This window comes from Streptomyces sp. NPDC058650 (assembly GCF_042717315.1).
Classification (GTDB): Bacteria; Actinomycetota; Actinomycetes; order Streptomycetales; family Streptomycetaceae; genus Streptomyces.
This window is the reverse complement of record NZ_JBHXRL010000017.1, coordinates 131,928-148,778: the sequence shown is the minus strand read 5'-3', so window position 1 is coordinate 148,778 and position 16,851 is coordinate 131,928. Positions and strand designations below refer to the sequence as shown.

12 protein-coding genes are annotated in these 16,851 nt (G+C 73.7%); 6 read left to right on the top strand and 6 right to left on the bottom strand.

The genetic code is table 11. The annotated features are described in order from the left end of the window. Nucleotides 1–7 precede the first annotated feature (7 nt). Genes ACFWWU_RS26930 through ACFWWU_RS26915 form a run of 4 tightly spaced genes read left to right on the top strand, consistent with a single transcriptional unit; the run spans nucleotide 8 to nucleotide 8,833 of the window. Nucleotides 8–4,636 carry a hypothetical protein gene (locus ACFWWU_RS26930; protein WP_384148593.1) on the top strand — a complete coding sequence of 1,543 codons (4,629 nt, stop codon included), beginning with the start codon at nucleotides 8–10 and terminating at the stop codon, nucleotides 4,634–4,636. Between the two features lie 2 nt (nucleotides 4,637–4,638). Next, the gene (locus tag ACFWWU_RS26925; RefSeq protein WP_384148591.1) at nucleotides 4,639–6,363 is read left to right on the top strand and encodes a hypothetical protein; all 1,725 of its coding nucleotides are present in this window, start codon (nucleotides 4,639–4,641) and stop codon (nucleotides 6,361–6,363) included. Beyond that, nucleotides 6,360–7,439, top strand: coding sequence for a WD40 repeat domain-containing protein (locus ACFWWU_RS26920; protein ID WP_384148590.1), 1,080 nt, complete (start codon nucleotides 6,360–6,362; stop codon nucleotides 7,437–7,439). Before ACFWWU_RS26925 ends, ACFWWU_RS26920 begins: the two co-directional genes overlap by 4 nt. Before the next feature lie 47 nt (nucleotides 7,440–7,486). Continuing rightward, nucleotides 7,487–8,833 (top strand): Ig-like domain-containing protein, encoded by a 1,347-nt coding sequence (locus ACFWWU_RS26915; RefSeq protein WP_384148588.1) that lies wholly within the window; start codon nucleotides 7,487–7,489, stop codon nucleotides 8,831–8,833. 31 nt (nucleotides 8,834–8,864) lie between these two features. Here the strand turns inward: ACFWWU_RS26915 and ACFWWU_RS26910 are convergent, their stop codons facing one another. The 6 genes from ACFWWU_RS26910 to ACFWWU_RS26885 all read right to left on the bottom strand — a co-directional run bounded on the left by ACFWWU_RS26910 (nucleotide 8,865) and on the right by ACFWWU_RS26885 (nucleotide 15,138). After that, on the bottom strand, nucleotides 8,865–9,947 hold the full coding sequence (locus tag ACFWWU_RS26910; protein WP_384148586.1) for a ferritin-like protein: 1,083 nt from the start codon (nucleotides 9,945–9,947) through the stop codon (nucleotides 8,865–8,867). Between the two features lie 450 nt (nucleotides 9,948–10,397). Next, nucleotides 10,398–11,330 carry a SigB/SigF/SigG family RNA polymerase sigma factor gene (locus ACFWWU_RS26905; protein WP_384148584.1) on the bottom strand — a complete coding sequence of 311 codons (933 nt, stop codon included), beginning with the start codon at nucleotides 11,328–11,330 and terminating at the stop codon, nucleotides 10,398–10,400. 175 nt (nucleotides 11,331–11,505) lie between these two features. Further along, nucleotides 11,506–13,392, bottom strand: coding sequence for a transketolase (locus ACFWWU_RS26900; protein ID WP_384148582.1), 1,887 nt, complete (start codon nucleotides 13,390–13,392; stop codon nucleotides 11,506–11,508). A gap of 146 nt (nucleotides 13,393–13,538) precedes the next feature. Beyond that, complete coding sequence (locus ACFWWU_RS26895; protein ID WP_384148580.1) at nucleotides 13,539–13,763, bottom strand: hypothetical protein; 225 nt, start codon at nucleotides 13,761–13,763, stop codon at nucleotides 13,539–13,541. Nucleotides 13,764–14,018: 255 nt separating this feature from the next. Then, the gene (locus ACFWWU_RS26890) at nucleotides 14,019–14,315 is read right to left on the bottom strand and encodes a hypothetical protein (protein WP_384148578.1); all 297 of its coding nucleotides are present in this window, start codon (nucleotides 14,313–14,315) and stop codon (nucleotides 14,019–14,021) included. Nucleotides 14,316–14,445: 130 nt separating this feature from the next. Then, nucleotides 14,446–15,138: a DUF2231 domain-containing protein gene (locus ACFWWU_RS26885; RefSeq protein ID WP_384148576.1), complete on the bottom strand. Its 693-nt coding sequence runs from the start codon at nucleotides 15,136–15,138 to the stop codon at nucleotides 14,446–14,448. Nucleotides 15,139–15,314: 176 nt separating this feature from the next. Between ACFWWU_RS26885 and ACFWWU_RS26880 the strand changes: the two genes are divergently transcribed. Beyond that, entirely contained in the window at nucleotides 15,315–15,629 is a 315-nt protein-coding gene (locus tag ACFWWU_RS26880) for a hypothetical protein (protein ID WP_384148575.1), read from the top strand. Between the two features lie 486 nt (nucleotides 15,630–16,115). Continuing rightward, the gene (locus tag ACFWWU_RS26875; protein ID WP_384148573.1) at nucleotides 16,116–16,754 is read left to right on the top strand and encodes an endonuclease; all 639 of its coding nucleotides are present in this window, start codon (nucleotides 16,116–16,118) and stop codon (nucleotides 16,752–16,754) included. The last annotated feature ends 97 nt before the right edge of the window (nucleotides 16,755–16,851 follow it).

Below are 16,851 nucleotides of genomic sequence, written 5' to 3'. Positions count from 1 at the left end.
ACGACACATGACCGATCTCGGCGCACTGCGCCGGGCGGTGACCGAGGCCGAGGAGCACCGCGCGCTCCTCGGCACCCGGGCCACCGCCACCGACCGGCAGGACGCCTTCAGCCGCCTCGGCACGGCCCGAGGTGCCCTGGACGAAGGCGTGCGCGCCTTCGCCGGGAGGGGTTTCGCCCCGCTGCTCGCCGGCCTGGATCCCGAAGTTCCCCTGCTGCTCCTGCCCGTACGGCTGGAGACCCGGGTACGGAGGGACGGCGGCCAGGACAAACTGCTCGTACGGATCTTCCCCGACGACATCCACGTCGAGTCGCACGAGCCGAACCCCACCGCGGGCGAGGTGGAGCAGGGCCGCCGCTACTGGCGGACGGTGTGGCGGGCCGGCCGCAGCGACAACGCGGACGGGGACCGGGCCCGGCTGCTCCTCGCCGCCTGGGGGCAGCTGTCGGGCGCCCTCGGTACGCAGCGGGCCCGCTGGCTCGTACGGCTGCTCACCCCCGTCTCGGACACCCGGCCGCCGTCGCCCCTGTCCGACTCCGCCCCGGATCCGGAGCCGTCCTGGCCCGAGGTCCCGGTCCGCGGGCGGGGCTGGAACCGGGCGGCGACCGCCTCGACCCTGCCGGACCTCTTCGTCGTACGGGCGTACCAGGGCGACGTGCCGGTCGGTGAGAAGGAGGGCAAGCCGGTCCCGGACGTCGTGCAGGTCGGGCCCGACCCGGACGCGACGCCCGCGGAGGGCGGACCGCACCTCGACCCGGAGCTGCGCTGGCTGACGAAGTTCTCCGAGGCGGAGGAGAAGGGGCTCGCCGTCACCGTGCCGCTGGACCGGGAGGGTTACGAGCCGGCCCGGGAACCGCTGCTGACCCGGGTGGTCGCGTTCGGAGTGTCCGGCTCCCTCGACCCCGAGGCTTCGGCGGAGCGGCTCACCCGGCTGCTGGCCGGCCGGGACGGGGACGGCGAGGCGGCGTTCGTACGGCAGGGCACGGCGACCAACAACACCCGGGACGAGGCCGGTTCCGCACCGACGCCCCCGGACGTGGACCGGCTGCTCGGCGCGTCCGGCCCCGCCGCGACGCCCGACGAGTGGGCGAACTGCTCCCGCCTCGCTGCCGCGTTCGGCATTCCGGTGTCCGCGCTCACGGCCCTGCCCGGCGCCGACGAGCCGGAGCAGGCCGACGCGCGCGCCCTGCAGATGGCCCTGTGGAGCGCCACCGGCGACTTCTACCTGGACGAACTCCTGGAGAAGGACCGGGGAGGCACGGAGCTCACCGTCGACCGGTCCTGGCTGCGCCGCCACTACTACGAGAACGTACGGGCCCGGGGGCCGCTCCCTGTGCTGCGGGTCGGCAGGCAGCCGTACGGGGTGCTGCCGGTCACCGCCACCGCGCGCTGGCAGCCCGACGGGCACGAGCCGACGGGTCTGAGGGGGCTGCACCGCGTCCTCGGCGTGCTGCGCCCGTTCTGGGAGGTCGGCGTCGGCACACTGCCCCGGGTCGGCGGCCCCGACCAGCCCGGGGAGAGCCTCACGCTGCCCAAGCCGGAACGTGACGTGCTGCGCGCCCTCGGGATGGCGCCGGTGTCGCGGACGGTGTCGGTGCGTTCCGTCCAGGGCGGGCTGCTGGCCTGTTTCAAGGACGCCTCGCTCAGCATGAGCGGCATCAGCTTCGGCAGCACCGGGTACTGCGTCGGCGACACCCCGGAGGACCGGCACTCCCAGGCCCTCAACGCGGCGCTCGGCATCGGCTACCGGCCGAAGATCAGCCACCAGGTCAACGGCGCGGCCACCCGGCTGTGGCTGCCGTACGTCCGTCCGGCGAAGGTGTCCGAAGGCACCGACCCGGTGGACGACCTGATCGGGTTCCTCAACGCCGTCGTCGAGCGCTTCGAACTGCTCAAGCTCACGGTCCGCAAGGAGGAGGCGCGCACCCTCCTGGAGGCGCTCCTGCGGCACACCGCGAACCTGGAGTACGGGCGGGCCGCCTCCGGAGTCCGCGACCCGGACGCGCTGTGGCCCCGGCTGCGGTTCGCCGACGCCCTGCTCAACCCCACGCACGAGCTGAACACCCTCACCAGCGCCAAGCTGCTCGCCCGTCCCTTCACCCTGGGCAAGATCATGGCGCTGTCCGCGCCGACGACCGTAGCGGACGGCGGGGCCGATCGCGGCTCGACCGTGTACCGGACCATTCTCGACGCCCGTGCCTCCATGGCCGGGCAGGTCTTCGAGGCGGCGACCCGGCGCAACGGTGTCCTCGGCCTGCTGGGCACGGAGCGGCCCTGGAGCGTGCGCCTGGCGGAGATCGACGCCGCGTTGCAGTACCTGGCCGGCCGGGTGAAGACCTGGCAGGGCCGCAAGGAGGATCCCTTCGCCGCCATGGAGCGGCTGCTCGGCGAGTGCCTCGATCTCGTCTCCCACCGGCTCGACGCCTGGATCGGATCCCTCGCCACCGCCCGCCTCCACGCGCTGCGCCGGCCGGGCCGCCGCCCGACCGGGGTGCAGCTGGGCGCGTACGGCTGGGTGGAGAACCTGACGCCCGTCAGCGTGCCGCGCAGCCGGGGCTGGGTGCTCGCGCCCTCGCTGCCGCAGGCCGCCACCGCGGCCGTGTTGCACAGCGGCAACCTGTCGCACCCGGGCGACGCCGGTGCCTTCGCGGTCGACCTGTCCTCGCGGCGGATGCGGGTGGCCATGACCGTCCTCGACGGTGTCGCCCAGGGCCAGCCGCTGGGGGCCCTGCTCGGCTACCGGCTCGAACGGCGGCTGCACGACGAACGGGAACTGGCCGACGCTCCCCTGGAGTTGGACCGGTTCATCGCTCCCCTGCGGGCCAGGTGGTCGGTGCAGAGCGTCCAGCACCCGGCCGCGGGAGCGCAGGAGTTCATCGGTGCCCACGACGTCACGGACGGCGCACGGCTCGCCGGGGTGACCGCGAACGAGGTCGTCGCGTACCTGCGGGCGAACTCGGGCGGCTCGCCGATGACCCCCGCCGAGGAAGGGGCCGTACGGCGCCATCTGACCGCGCTCCGCGACGACCTCGACGCCGTCGGGGACCTGCTGCTCGCCGAGAGCGTCCACCAGCTGACCCAGGGCAATCCGGACCGCGCCGGTGCCACGCTGGACTCCCTCGCCGCGGGCGGGCAGCCGCCGCCACGGCCCCAGGTGCTCGACACGCCTCGGCGCGGCATCCCGGTGAACCACCGGGTCCTCGTCGTGGTCCCGGAGGGCTCGCCCCGCGCGGCGGGCTGGGACGGCGCCGAGCAGACCGCACGGCCGAGGGCCGAGGCCGAACCCCTGCTGGACACCTGGGCCGGCCACCAGCTCGGGGCCGCCCCCCGGATCAGGCTGCGCGCCGCGTGGCTGCGGCCCGGCCAGGAGGCCGGGACGGGCACGGTCACCGAGCACACGTGGCCGCTCACCCGGCACTGCGCCCTGGACGTGGTGGCGCTCGCCGCGGCGGGCCGGCTGCGGACCGTGGTGGAGCAGGAGCTCCTGCCGCAGCGGCCGTCGACCGTGCCCGGCGACGCCGTCCCCGTCCTGCTTCCCGGCCGGGCCTCGGGCTGGCCCCGTACCACCGTGGACATCGCCCAGCTGGAGGCGCTCGGTGCCTCGGTCGCGGCCGTGCTCGCGGCCGCCCGGCCGGGCACCACGGCCGACCTGGCACCCGCGGACAATCCGCCTTCGCCTGCCGCGGACCCGGAGTTCTCGGACCGCGCGCGGAAGGCCCTCGCCGGCCTGCGGGCGGCGGTGGGCGCGGCGAACCTGGAGAGCCTCGCCGCCTACGGGGTGACCGGGCCGCCGACCGGACCGGCCGACGAGCGGGCAGACCAGCTGGCCGCCGCGCTGCGCGAGGCGAAGGAGCGGATCCGGCTCGCCGAGCAGGAGACGACGGAGGGCGGACCGGGGGCCGCGGCCGAGGTCCTGGAGGCGGTGTTCGGATCCGGGTTCCGGGCCGTGGGCCGGTCGGCCGCGCCCCCCACCGGTGCGCTGGACGCCTCGTTCGGCTCCGGGCTCGACCGCGGCGGCGACCCCCTGCTCGTGCCGGGCGACTGGGCGGAGCTGATGGGCACGGTGCGGCCGGGCACCGGCGCCCTGGCGGATCTGCTGCTGCACACCGGTGCCGCGGCGACGGGTACCGGCTACGCCCTGCGGATCGGGCAGGTGCCCTTCACGTCGGGCGACCGGTGGGTGGGCGCCCTGCGCGAACCCGCCGACGAGGACAGTCCGGCCACCGGTCTGCTGGTGCACGGCCCCGCGCAGCCGCTCGGCACGGGCAAGGCCGCCGTGCTCGTCGTCGACGCGTGGGCGGAGCTGATCCCCGCTCAGCGGCACACGGCGGGCGCCACGTTCCACTACGACGCCCCCGGGGCGCGGGCTCCGCAGGCGGTGCTGGTCGCGGTGCCGCCGGTGGTGGGCGTGCCGTGGACTCCGGACGTGCTGGCCGCCACCGTCGACGAGGCGTTCGACCTGGCGAAACTACGGCTCGTGGACCTGGACGCGCTGGGCTGGCTGGGGCGTTACCTGCCGGCCGCGTATCTGCCCGAGGGGGCGATGGGGACGCAGCCCTCGGTGCACCTCCTCAACATCATGAAACGGCCGGACCTGGCCGACGTGATGGAGCAACTGATCAAGAAGGAGTCCTGACGATGTTCGACGTCATGGCCTTCAACCAGTACCACCGCCTGGAGCCGGTGGTACGGCCGAGCGGCACCGGCGGGCAGCTCGACGAGTCGCTGGCCGCCCGGGTGGCCGACCCGTTGTTCATGCTCGCCCGGCAGTGGCAGCTGGCGGAGTTCGCGGGGGAGGACGGCGGCTCGCCGGTGTGGTGCGAGATCGCCACCGAGAGCACTCCGCTCGGCGCGTTCCGGCCGTCGGGTGCCGGGGCGGACATCCCCTTGCCGAAGGGCGTTCCGCTGGAGTTCCTCGCGGAGGCGGGGGGCGCGCCCGGCGAGACGGTGAAGGCGCTGCCCCTGCGGGCCTCCGCCCGGGCCGGCCGGCGCTTCCTCGACACGCTGCGCACCCAGAGCCTGTCGGACACCGTCCTGGAGCAGATCGACGCGGCGGTGCTGGCGAAGGCGCCGCTGCCCCGGCCGCCCGCGCAGCCGGAGGAGGATCCGCTTCGGCGCGACCCCGGCGGGCGGGCGTTGCGCGCGGTGCTCGCGGGCCGGGCGCCCGACGGGGTCGCGCTCGCCGGGCACCTGGACGACGGCTGGCGGCCTCCGGGGCTCTCCGGAGCGCAGCAGACCGCGTTCGACAAGGCGGCGGAGCTCTGGCTGGAGTGGTTCGCCGAGCGGTACGGGCCACCGGCGCCGTCGAGTTGGGCCCGGGAGCGGCTGGAGCACCGGTTCTCCGTCACGGCCGAGCCGGGCGGCCGGGCGGTGACACTGACGGCCCCCGAGTTCACCGGGGGCGCCGCCGACGCGTACCACTTCGACCTCGACGTCGGTACGACGCCGCTGCCCGCGCCGACCGGTGGCACGGCCAAGGGCGTACTGCCCACCCGGGTCACGTATCCGGGCATGCCGGCGGACCGCTGGTGGGAGTTCGAGGACGCGCGGGTCAATCTGCCCGCCGTCGGGGCGGGGGTGCCGGACCTGGCCCGGCTCCTCGTCGTCGAGTTCGCGAACATCTACGGCAACGACCACTGGATGATCCCGCTGGAACTGGCCACGAGCGCGCTCCACCGGATCTCCGGGCTCACGGTCGTCGACACCTTCGAGGAGACCACGGTGGTCGGACCGGCCGAGCACGACGCCTGGTCGGTGTTCCGGCTGACGAACGCCCAGGACGGCAAGCCCGGGCCGCCGTTGCTGCCGCTGCTGCCGACCGCTTCGGCTCGGCTGGAGGGCACGGCCGTCGAGGAGGTGCTGTTCGCCCGCGACGAGATGGCCAACCTGGGCTTCGCGATCGAACGGATCGTGCAGAGCGCCACCGGCAGACCACGGGTGCGCGCCGACGAGCCACCGGACCCGGATCCGCAGGTGCCACCGACCGACCCGGCGGCGCTCGCCTACCGGCTGCTCACCCCCGTGCCGGCGCACTGGATCCCGCTCGTGCCGGTGCCCCTTGAGGCGGGATCGGCCGCCGTCTGCCTGCGGCGCGGGCAGATTCCCCGCTTCGCGGAGAACGGCACGCGGCTGCCACAGGTCAAGGCGGCCGGACGGATCCTGGAGCCGGAGGTGAAGCGGGTGTCGTTCCGCGACGAGGAGATCCCCCGGTCGGGAGTGACCGTCACCCGCGTGCCGGTGGTGGCACGCGGCGAGGACGGCCGGGTCTTCCAGTGGGTGGGCCGCCGTGTGCGTGCCGGGCGGGGCGAGGCCTTCAGCGCCCTCGCGTTCGACGGAGCCGTACCGCCGAAGGAGCAGCGGTGAATGCGGGGCGGGGCAGCCCGCTCCCCCGGCTGGGACGGATCCGTACCGGGAACGCGGGAACCGAGGCGCTCCGGACCCATCGGTTCGGGACCGAGGCGTCCCGGATCGAGGGGTCCGGGTTCGACATCCGCACGGATGTGTCGGTGATCGCCCTGACCTCCGACGACGCGGAGATCGTCGGCGTGGACTGCTACGGAAGGATGTTCCGCTGGGAGCGGCTGACCGGGCTGCAACTGGCCGGTCCGATCGCTCTGCACGCCAAGCGGACCATCTGGGCGATGGTGCTGACGCCCGATGACCTGGAGGTCGTCACCGGGGGCGCCGACGGCACGCTGGGGCGCTGGGAGCGGCCGACCGGCGCGGCCCTCGCCGAACGCCTCGCCGCCCACGCCGCGCCGGTCCTCGGCCTGGCCCGCACCCACGACGGCCACGAACTGGTCACCGCTTCCCGGGACGGCACGGTCCGCCGCTGGGAGCGGACGACCTGGAGCCCGCTCGGCGAACCACTGCGCGGGCACTTCGGCGCGGTGCGAGCGGTGGCCGTCGCCCCCGGCGACGACCTGATCGTCACGGCCGGCCAGGACGGCACCGTACGGCGCTGGAACCGTACGGCCGGCACGCCGCTCGGCGAGCCGCTGCGCGGACACGACGGTCCGGTGCAGTCGCTCGCGATCGGCCCCGACGGGCGGGAGTTCGCCTCCGGCGGGCTGGACGGCACGGTGCGCCGGTGGGACCGCGGTGCGGACCGGCCCGTCGGTGCGCCGCTCGTGGCGGGGGCCCCGGTGCGGTGCGTGCTGCTCACGGGGGACGGCGAGATCACGGCGGCCTGCTCGAACGGCACGCTGCACCGCTGGGACCGGACCGGGCAGCGTATCGGTGCGGCCCTCACCGCGCACATCACCGCTGTCTGGGGCATGACGACGACACGGGACGGGTCAGAGCTCCTGTCCGGCGGTTGGGACCGGCGGATCCTGCGGTGGGAGCGGATCACCGGCGTGCCACTGCGGCCCGCCCGCACGCCGACCCGGATCGAGACCGTGCCGCGCCTGGAGATCCAGGGAACCACCCCGTTCTGAGCGGCTTTCCCCTGCCCTGACCCGTCCGCCCCTTCCCGGGAGAGCCGATGCCGTCCATCACCATCGACACCTCACAGCTGACGTTCCCCCTCGTCGCGGTCTTCCGGGACGGATACGGCGCGGGGGACGGTTCCCGCACCGGGGCCGACTCCGGGACCGGGGGCAGCGCCTGGGACGGCTTCGTCGACGGGGCCGCCGTACCGCCGCCTGAGGTGGCGCTGCCCGCGGGCACGGGCTACGGGCTGCGTCTGGGCGACGGCACGACGGCCGTCGTCACGTTCGACGTACGCGAGGACGGAACCCTCGACTTCGCACCCGAGCACGACGCCTTCCTCGACGGCCGCGGCGGGCACCACCTCACCGTGCGCGGCGTGCCGGTCACCCTCGACGCCAGGGCCCTGGACCACCCGCTCACGCCGGAGTTGCCGGGCGCCGGTCCGCTGTCCTCGGACCGCGTCCACGAGTTGCGCCTGCTGCCCTCCGCGACCTACCGGCTGCTGGTCGAGGCGGGCACCTCCGTCGGTGCCCTCGCCTTCTCCGTCGCGCCCGACGGGCAGGTCCAGCTCACGCTGAAGGCCACGGAAGCCGGTGTCGCCGAGGCCACCGGAAGCACTCTCACGATCCAGGGACGCACCGTCACGGTCGACGGCCGGTCCCTCTCCCACGGCCTGCTGCCGGTCGGCGTGCCGGACGCGGGCATGGGCTCCTTCCTGTCCCCGGACACCGTGCACCGGCTCACGCTGCTTCCGGCCGCCGGGTACACCTTCCACGCGGCACCCGGTCTGGCCGCCGACTTCTCGTACACCGTCCGTGCCGACGGGAACGTCGACTACGACCCGTCCTGCGACGCGTTCCTGACGGGGCGCGGCACGCGCACGCTCGTCGTGGGCGGGTTCCCCGTGGCGCTCGGCGCCGCCGACGCGGACAGCGACCTCGTCGGCATCGCGGCCCTCGACGGCCTGCCCGGTAACCCCCGTGGACTGACCGCCGTCCTCGCTCCCGCGAGCGGCTACCAGCCACGGACCGCGCACGGCGTGTGCAGCGGCTTCCGGGTCACCCGCGACGGCACCCTCGTCGTCGCTCCGCCGACCGCCCGCTCGTACTCCTCGACCCCGAAGGACTCCCCGGTGACCGCGACCGACGGATACGCGGTCCTCACGGTCCGCGTCGCCCGGGCCGTCGCCGGCGGACCCGCGCCCCGGGGCAGGGTCACCTTCACCGCGGACGGGGTGTCCCTCGGCACGGTCCTCCTGGACGAGCTCGGCCTGGCGACGCTGCGCACGGCGGCCCCGCCGACGGGCGATCAGGAGATCGTCGTCGCCTACGAAGGGGACGGCGCGCACCGCCCGAGCACGACGACGCTGCACGTCCGTGGCGGCGCGCGCACACCCTGAGGAGCGACAGCGCGGGACCGGGCGGACAGACTCAGGGAGCCACGTAACGGAACTCCGGTCCGTAGTTCTTGCCGCTGCCGTCGGGCAGAGCACGCTTCATCAACTCGCGGGCGGGCGCCTTCAGCCCGAACATCTTGACCACCGCGTCGTCCAGCAGGTCCGTGGCCTGGGCAGGGTCGTCCTGCGCCCACGCCTGTTCGAGGAGGCTCAGCATGTCGCTGTAGACGCGATTGCACTTGTCGAGGAGGGCCGTCACGTCGGCGGCGGGCGCGCCGGGGCCCGTCCGTGGCCAGCCCCCCTGCGGCACGGTCCCCATGGGGAGGGCAGGAGGCATCGGGACGGGCGGGCCCTGGAAGTCCCACACGTCAGGATGGCCGGGCGGGTGGATCAGTTTGCGTCCGTGCACGACTTCCAGGAAGGCGTAGTAGTGGGCCAGCTCGCCCGACGCCGCCTCGTTCGGGTGCGGGTTCTGGGGCGACACGGACGTCCCCTCGCCCTGCTCCTTGATGACCGCGACGGCCGTCTCGACGGCGCCGAGCGTGGTGAGGGCCACGAGGCTGTTCCCCGAGCCGTGGTGCGACATGTCCCTGCTCACCTGCCGGACCCCCGTGATCATGTGCGGGCTCGCACGCAGGGCGTCGAGGATCGCGGTGTAGAAGGCTCCGATCGAGGTGTACGCCGGGGCCGCCCGCACGATCGGGTCGTCGGGCTCCTCGATGCTCGCGTACATGGCGACCGAGTCCTTCGTCAGCCCGCTCAGGAAGACGGTGAGTTCGGGCCGTACACCCCCGGGCAGCGGGCCTGGGTACGCCGGTACCAGCGCCTCGTCCGCGAGACGAGGGGAACCGCCGACGGTGGTGAGCAGATTGCAGGCGAGGCCGAGGTGCGACATCTCGTCGAACACGATCGTGCGCAGGGCGCGGAAGACCTGGGTGTCTCCTCCGCCCGTGGTGTCGATCGACCACATGCCGCACAGGTACGGCGGGAGCGTGGCGAGTTCCAGTAGGACCGCCTGTTGTACCGCGTCCTTCACCCACTCCGCGTCGCGCTGTTCCGCGGGCCGCCGCATCAGCTCGACGATCCGGTTGCTCTGCGTGTACTGAACGGCTTTCACCACCAGGCCTCCTTACGGATGAGCCCCCCGGCGTCGATCGTCGGACCGTACCGTCACCCCACCGTCATGCCGGCAGGGCGAGGGCGGGCAGGCCCCTGCAGCGCGAGCCGCTCCGACAGGGTGTCGAGCGAGTGGGGCGCCGCCGGAGCATCCGGACGGAACCGACGGAACTGAGCGAGCAGCCACAAGCCGGACTGCCGTGGAGGTGACGGGGAGGATTCACCTGCCGTCCCTGCACGTTGTTCGCGAGACCCGGACCCGAGTCCCGGACCCGAGTCCCGGTTTCCGCGGTCCCACCCATCATAGGGCGGTGAGCGGCGGGGGGCCTGTCGTCCGGTGGGCCGTTCGCCCGGCTGCCGGGTGCGCACGGGCTGACGGTGCGTGGAGCGGCTGGCCGGTGCCCGGGGCAGCCAGGCGAAGGGGCCGGGGGCAAGATGGTGTGGCTGGAGGTCAGTCGTCCGTCCCGTCCACCGCGACGTCGTCCTGGAGCAGGCCCGTCCTGAGTTCGCCGAGGACCCGGCTGAGCAGACGCGAGACGTGCATCTGGGAGAGGCCGAGGCGTCGGCCGATCTCGGCCTGGGTGAGTTCCTCGCCGAAACGCAGTTCGAGGATGCGCCGGTCGCGGGCGTCGAGCAGGGCGATGAGCGGGCGGAGCGCCGTGAGGGACTCGACCAGTTCGTAGGAGGGTTCCGTGGTCGCGAGCTGCCGGGCGCTCGCGCCGGGGCCGGCGTCCTCGTCGCTCGCGGGTATGTCCAGGGAGTGGGCGGTGTAGGCGTGGGCCGCGAGCTGGCCTTGGGCGATGTCCTCCACCGTGAGGTGCAGGTAGGTGGCGATCTCGGCCCGGGTGGGACGGTGGCCGAGGCGCTGCTCCAGGGTGTCGGCGGCCTTCGCCAGGTCCATCCGCAGTTCCTGGAGGCGTCGTGGGACGTGGAGCGCCCAGCTGGTGTCGCGGAAGAAGCGCTTCATCTCGCCGGTGATGGTGGGGAGGGCGAAGGAGGAGAAGTCGATGCCCCGGCCGGGGTCGAAGCGGTTGATCGCCTTGATGAGGCCGATCGTGCCGACCTGGACGATGTCCTCCGTCGGCTCGGCACGGTTCCTGAACCGCCGGGCGGCGAACCTGACCAGGCTGAGGTTGAGCTCCACCAGCGTGTTGCGGACGTAGGAGTACTCCGGGGTTCCCTCGTCCAGCTCCCGCAGTCGCGCGAAGAGCGACACGGACAGCGTGCGGGCCTCATCCGTGGATACGGCAGTGGGGTGTGCCGGCTCGGGAAGCCCGTCGAGCGCGGCCCGGCGCGTCAAGGCCGCCGAACCCGGCGGGTCCACCGCGGAAGGGTCCTGGGCGGCGGCGCGCGAGGTGACGGAGAGGGCTCTGACGGTCGACATGAGAGCTCCTTCGACGGTGGCGGTGGGCCTGCCGCCACGGCCCCGAGGGGAGCGGCGGTGGTCCGTCGGTCGAGCGTCCTGAGTGAAGGATGCCCACTACGGCGGGTTTGACACGGTTCCGAGGACAGGAACGGGGTGGCCAGGAGCGGTCGGCCCGCGAATGTCACGGCCGTATTCACTGCCCTTCACTCCTGGGGGCGACGAGTGCGCGAGCGGCCCGGACGAGGTGCGCGCGGGAGATGCCGGCCGCGTCGAGGAGTTCGTCGGTTTCGCCGGAGCCCGGCAGCCCGGTGACGGCGAGGTGGGCGAAGGCGGGGTGGTCACCTGCCGCGGCGAGGGCGGAGAGGACGGCTTCGCCGATTCCGCCTTCGGGGTGGTGGTCCTCGGCGACGACGAGGGCGCCGGTCTCCCGGGCGGCCCGACTCAGGGTGTCGGCGTCGATCGGCTTGACGGAGTACACGTCGATGACCCGGGCCCGGATGGCCTCGTCGGCCAGCTGATCGGCGGCGGCGAGGCACTCGTGGAGAGTGACCCCGGCCCCGATGAGCGTGACCTGGTCGTTCGCCGTGTGGCGGAGGGTCTTGGACCCTCCTACGGGGAAGGTCTCACCGTCGGCGTAGAGCACCGGGTAGGCCCCCCGGGTGGCGCGCAGGTACGAGATGCCGTCCACGTCGGCCATCGCCGCCGTCAGCGCGGCCGCGGACGTGGCGTCGCTGGGGTAGAGGACGGTGGAGCCGAGGACGGCACGCATCATGGCGAGGTCTTCGACGCCCATCTGGGAAGGGCCGTCCGCGCCGATCTCGACACCGCTGTGGGTTCCGCACAGGGCGAGCGTGACCTGGGAGACCGCGGCCATGCGGATGAAGTCGTGGGCGCGGGTGAGGAAGGCGGCGAACGTCGTGGCGTAGGGGCGGAACCCGCGTACGGCCATGCCGACCGCGTCCGCGATCATCTGCTGCTCGGCGATGTACGTCTGGAAGTACCGCTCGGGGTGGGCTTTGCCGAACTCCTCGGCGTGGGTCGAGTTGCCGACCTCGGCGTCCAGGGCGACGACGTCGGGGCGGGCGCCGAGGGCAGCCAGGGCCTGACCGAAGGCGACCCGGGTGGCCACGTCGTCCCCCCTGTCGAAGCGGGGCAGTTCCACCGTCCCGTTCGGCGGTGTGCTGACGGGCGGGACGTCGGGAGGCCTCGGTCCGCGCGCTCTCAGCTCGTGGCCGCCGGACAGTTCGGCGACCGCCCGCTCGGCGATGTCCTCCGGCAGCGGTTTGCCGTGCCAGCCTTCCTGGTCGGCCACCTCCGGCACACCGCGGCCCTTGACGGTCCTGGCGATGATGACGGTGGGTGCCTCTCCGTCGCCTGCCGTGGTCATGGCCCGGTCGATCGCTTCGAGGTCGTGGCCGTCGATCACGATCGCCCGGCATCCGAACGCCTCGACACGGCGGGCGTAGGTATCGGTGTCCCACTCCAGCTCGGTCGGCCCGCTCTGTCCGAGGCGGTTCACATCGATCAGGGCGGTGAAGTTGGCCAGCCGGCGGTGGCCCGCCTTGCCGAGGGCCTCCCACACGGACCCCTCGGCCGTCTCGCTGTCGCCGCACAGCACCCACACCCGGAAGGGAAGCCGCTCCAGATCCCGGCCGGCCAGCGCGATCCCGACACCGTAGCCGACGCCCTGGCCGAGGGATCCGGTCGCCACGTCCACCCAGGGCAGGACGGGGGTGGGGTGGCCCTGCAGGCGGTGGCCGAAGCGGCGGTACGTCGTCATCAGCTCGTCGTCACCGATCGCGCCCGCCGCCTTGAACATCGCGTACAGGAGGGGCGACGCGTGCCCCTTGGAGAAGATCAGGTGATCGGCGGCCGGGTCGCCGGGGACGTCCCACGCGTAGCGCAGATGGCGGGTCATGAGCACTGCCATGAGGTCGGCGGCCGACAGGCTGGACGTGGGATGCCCGGATCCCGCCGCGGTGCTGGCACGCACGGAATCGGCCCGCAGCTGCTGGGCGAGCCCGAAGACCTCCGACAGGTCGCTCGCGGGGCCGACGTCGGTGATGGGCCGTGCGGTCATGAGCGAACTCCTCTCACCCGGGGCGCGAGGACTCGTGCCCTCGGCCTCGCAGGTCTGCCCCGGTGGACGTCTGCCCTGGCGGACGTCACCCGGGCCGTTGCCGGTCGTCGCCGGTCGTCGCCGCGGCGCCGCCGTCCGTGGGCACGTCAGTCGGCCGGTTCATCGGGGATCGGATGCTCGGGATGCACGGAGGCGTCCCGCGGCTCTCCTCTCGGTCCCGTACCGGCCGGGTCGGTTCCCGAAGGCTCCTCGTCCCTCTCGTACTCATCGGGTACGGGGACGGACAGCGGGTCCTTGCCTTCGGTGGTCTGCTGGTCCTCGGTGTCCCGGGGCAGGGGCTCCTCAGGCTCCCGGGCTCCTCGCTCGCGCATCGTCGTCAGCCTTCCTGTGGCCGCCGTCCGGTCCGCATCGCGCGGAAGGGCGGCGTGATCCGGGTGGCCAGGGGTTCGGCGCGCCTCCTTCGACTCGGCCTCGTACAGCTGGGCGCGGCCTTCCACGAGCGCCGCGCAGGCCTGCCGATCGCGCTCACCCTTGATCTTGTGCGATCGAAGGGGCGCCCGCCGGCCGGAGCGGCTGCTCGGTGCCTCTTCCTCGCGTATGTCCCTCTGGTCGCCACGTAACCCCGCCTACGTCTCCCCCAGGGTGACGCGGTGGCCAGCGCGGCGACCGTCCGGATCCGGTGGGCCGACGACGGCCAGCGGGACGCCTCGGAGGCCGCACAGCCGACGGGCGCGGGCGAGGACGCTGAGGGAAGCCGGTGACGGGTCGGCGGTGGGCAGCTGCACCCTCACGCGGCCGTACGGGCGGTGGGTGAACAGGAGCATCTCGATCTCCAGGGTGGCCGCGGCGCGGCTGGAGATGTCGAGGTCGCGAAGTATCTCCAGGTGCAGGACGTCGTCCTCCACGTTGTGCCCGATCAGCATGATGCCTCCCGCGCTCGCAAGCCGCCCCCGGTCCGAGCTCCGTGCGGAACTCGGCGGAGGGCGCCACGAGCAGTATCTCCTGAACGGGGGCCGATCGCCTGGTCCAGGACCCGTCCGTGGAAGGGCCCGCCTACCGCGGAGCGTGGGGCGTCGCCGGCGGCACGGCTTGGGGCCCGGCAGGCGGCACGGCCTGAGGCCCGGCAGGTGGCGCGGCCTGGGCGGTGACGGTTCGCCGATAGGCCACGTGTCCCCCCAGCGCGCCGCTCACGGCGAGCGCCGTCAGCCCGGCGAAGGACCACATGCGGCCCTTGACCGCGTGGCCCCGCAATCTCGCGCCCAGGGACGTCACGTAGCAGGCGATCATGGCGACGTTCGTCACCGCGTGCGCCAATCCGACCCGGGCCTGCTGCGGGGGCAGGTCCGCCCAGTCGACCCAGCCGGCGAGGGCTGCGGGGGCCGCGCCGGCCAAACCCACGGCCGTGAGCGTCGTGGCGGCCGGCTGACCTCCGGGAACGACGTCCAGCACGCCGGCCGAGAGGAAACAGCCGACCGGTACCTGCACCAGTGCGGGATGCAGCGGATGCCCCAGGGGCTCGCCCCGCAGCAGGTCGCGCGCTCCGCTCAGCGGAAGCGCTCCGACGGCCCGCTGAAGCGCACGGACCGCTGGATCCGCGAGCGTGAGCTGTTCGACGCGCCCCACGGCTCTCAGCCATCCGGCGGACGCCGTGCCAAGGACCGTGCCCGGGCCCGTTCTCGCGGACGTGTTCCCTGCGGTCGTGGTGGCGGTGCTCTCGGTAGTGCTCTCGGTGGAACCGCGAGGCATGGCGACTCCTCGATTCGTGTCCGGTGGTGCAGGTCGAAGGACGCATCAGTCAGATCCGTCATGCGCCTGCCCGGTCAGGGGCGACTCATGCGGAACGGCAGCGGCACCGGAAGGCCACCGTGCCCGCCCGCAGCGTGGCCTCCCCGCGTCAGTTCTCCGCCCCCTAGGCTCGGCACATGACCGAGAACGAGATTCAGCTCAAGGCCATCGCAGCGCTCACGGCCCTGCGCGGTGGCGTCGGAGCGGACTACGTCTCCGACCTGCTCGGCGACGTCATCCCGACGCGGTTCGTCGTCCCGGACACCGACGATCCGGCGGAAGTCGGAGCGGCCATGCTCGACCAGCTCGCCGAACCGCTGAGTGCGCTGATCAACGGCTTCGTCCTGGCCTTCGAGACGGTCGCCGGTGCGTACGACCGGACCGATCCGGAAGCGCCTACCGACGCGATCCTGCAGGCCCTCGCACTGAACATCGCACGCGACGCCGATTGACGCGGCGCGGGTGAGGACCGTCTCGTCACCCTCGATGCGGTCGTGATCATGTCCTCCTCGATCAGTCCGAGGACGGGAGGCCCGGCCGGGCCCCGGCGCCGGTTTCGGCGGCGCCGGCCCGGGCGGGGGCTGCGGCGCCTCCGGGTCGATCGGGAAGGGGCGAGGAGGAGGCGGGGGCCTGGGGTCCGAAGGATCCCTGGGCGTCGGACGAGTGGGTGGCCCGGTCTTCGCGCGCGTCATGCCGCACCGCCTCCTTCGCCCTTCGCTCCTCGCGCTTTCACCCCTCAATCCGACCGGCTACCCGGCACCGCGCGCGCTACGCGTGGAGTGCCCGCCCGCCGTCGGGGCAGTCGCCCCTCAGGACCGGGTGCCGGGGGTCCGGACGCCCTCGGCGGGCACACCTTCGGGCAGGTCGCCGCCACCGGTGGCGGCGAGTCATGAAGCGGACGCTCCGGCGGACCGGGCTGCCGGCGGAAGGGCGCTGAGATGGACACGACCGAGATGATCGCCAGGCTGCTGCGGGAGCAAGGCCGGACCTACGCCGACGAAGCCGGCATCACCCTCCGCGACAAGCCCGCGCCGCTGTACCAACTGCTCGTTCTCACGGTCCTCTGCTCGATCCGGATCAGGGCCGGGACGGCCACCGCCGCAGCCCGCGAGCTGTTCACGGCCGGCCTGCGGACGCCGCGGGCGATGGCGGACTCGAGCTGGCAGGAGCGCGTGGACGCCCTCGGTCGGGCGCATTACGTCCGGTACGACGAGAGCACCGCGACCGCGCTCGGAGACGGCGCGGAGTTGCTCCTCGACCGCTTCGACGGCGACCTGCGGAAACTCCGTGAGCGGGCCGAGGGCGACGCGGGAAAGCTGCGCGAGCTGCTGCGGGAGGTCCCCCGCATCGGGCCGGTGGGCGCGGACATCTTCTGCCGCGAAGCCCAGGCCGTGTGGCCGGAGTTGCGCCCGTACTTCGACGAACGCTGCCGCACGACCGCCGCCGAACTCGGGCTCCCCCACACCCCCGCCGGCCTCGCCCGCCATGTCCCTGCGGAGGACTTGGCTCGCTTCGCGGCCGCCCTCGTCCGTTTCGGCCTGTCCGACAACCCGGAGGAGAGGAAGCACGTCGCCTGAGGCGCGACCACTGGACCCCCGCCGACGCCGTCAAGCTCGCTGGGCGGCGGCACCGAGCTCGGCGTGCCGCGTGCGAGCGCGCCCCTCCTTCGTGTGC

What these genes read in the sequence shown, in the direction of transcription:
- ACFWWU_RS26890 (WP_384148578.1), bottom strand. Translation starts at nt 14,315, where the DNA reads ATGCTGATCGGGCACAACGTGGAGGACGACGTCCTGCACCTGGAGATA.
- ACFWWU_RS26875 (WP_384148573.1), top strand. Translation starts at nt 16,116, where the DNA reads ATGGACACGACCGAGATGATCGCCAGGCTGCTGCGGGAGCAAGGCCGG.
- ACFWWU_RS26880 (WP_384148575.1), top strand. Translation starts at nt 15,315, where the DNA reads ATGACCGAGAACGAGATTCAGCTCAAGGCCATCGCAGCGCTCACGGCC.
- ACFWWU_RS26925 (WP_384148591.1), top strand. Translation starts at nt 4,639, where the DNA reads ATGTTCGACGTCATGGCCTTCAACCAGTACCACCGCCTGGAGCCGGTG.
- ACFWWU_RS26930 (WP_384148593.1), top strand. Translation starts at nt 8, where the DNA reads ATGACCGATCTCGGCGCACTGCGCCGGGCGGTGACCGAGGCCGAGGAG.
- ACFWWU_RS26900 (WP_384148582.1), bottom strand. Translation starts at nt 13,392, where the DNA reads ATGACCGCACGGCCCATCACCGACGTCGGCCCCGCGAGCGACCTGTCG.
- ACFWWU_RS26915 (WP_384148588.1), top strand. Translation starts at nt 7,487, where the DNA reads ATGCCGTCCATCACCATCGACACCTCACAGCTGACGTTCCCCCTCGTC.
- ACFWWU_RS26885 (WP_384148576.1), bottom strand. Translation starts at nt 15,138, where the DNA reads ATGCCTCGCGGTTCCACCGAGAGCACTACCGAGAGCACCGCCACCACG.
- ACFWWU_RS26905 (WP_384148584.1), bottom strand. Translation starts at nt 11,330, where the DNA reads ATGTCGACCGTCAGAGCCCTCTCCGTCACCTCGCGCGCCGCCGCCCAG.
- ACFWWU_RS26895 (WP_384148580.1), bottom strand. Translation starts at nt 13,763, where the DNA reads ATGCGCGAGCGAGGAGCCCGGGAGCCTGAGGAGCCCCTGCCCCGGGAC.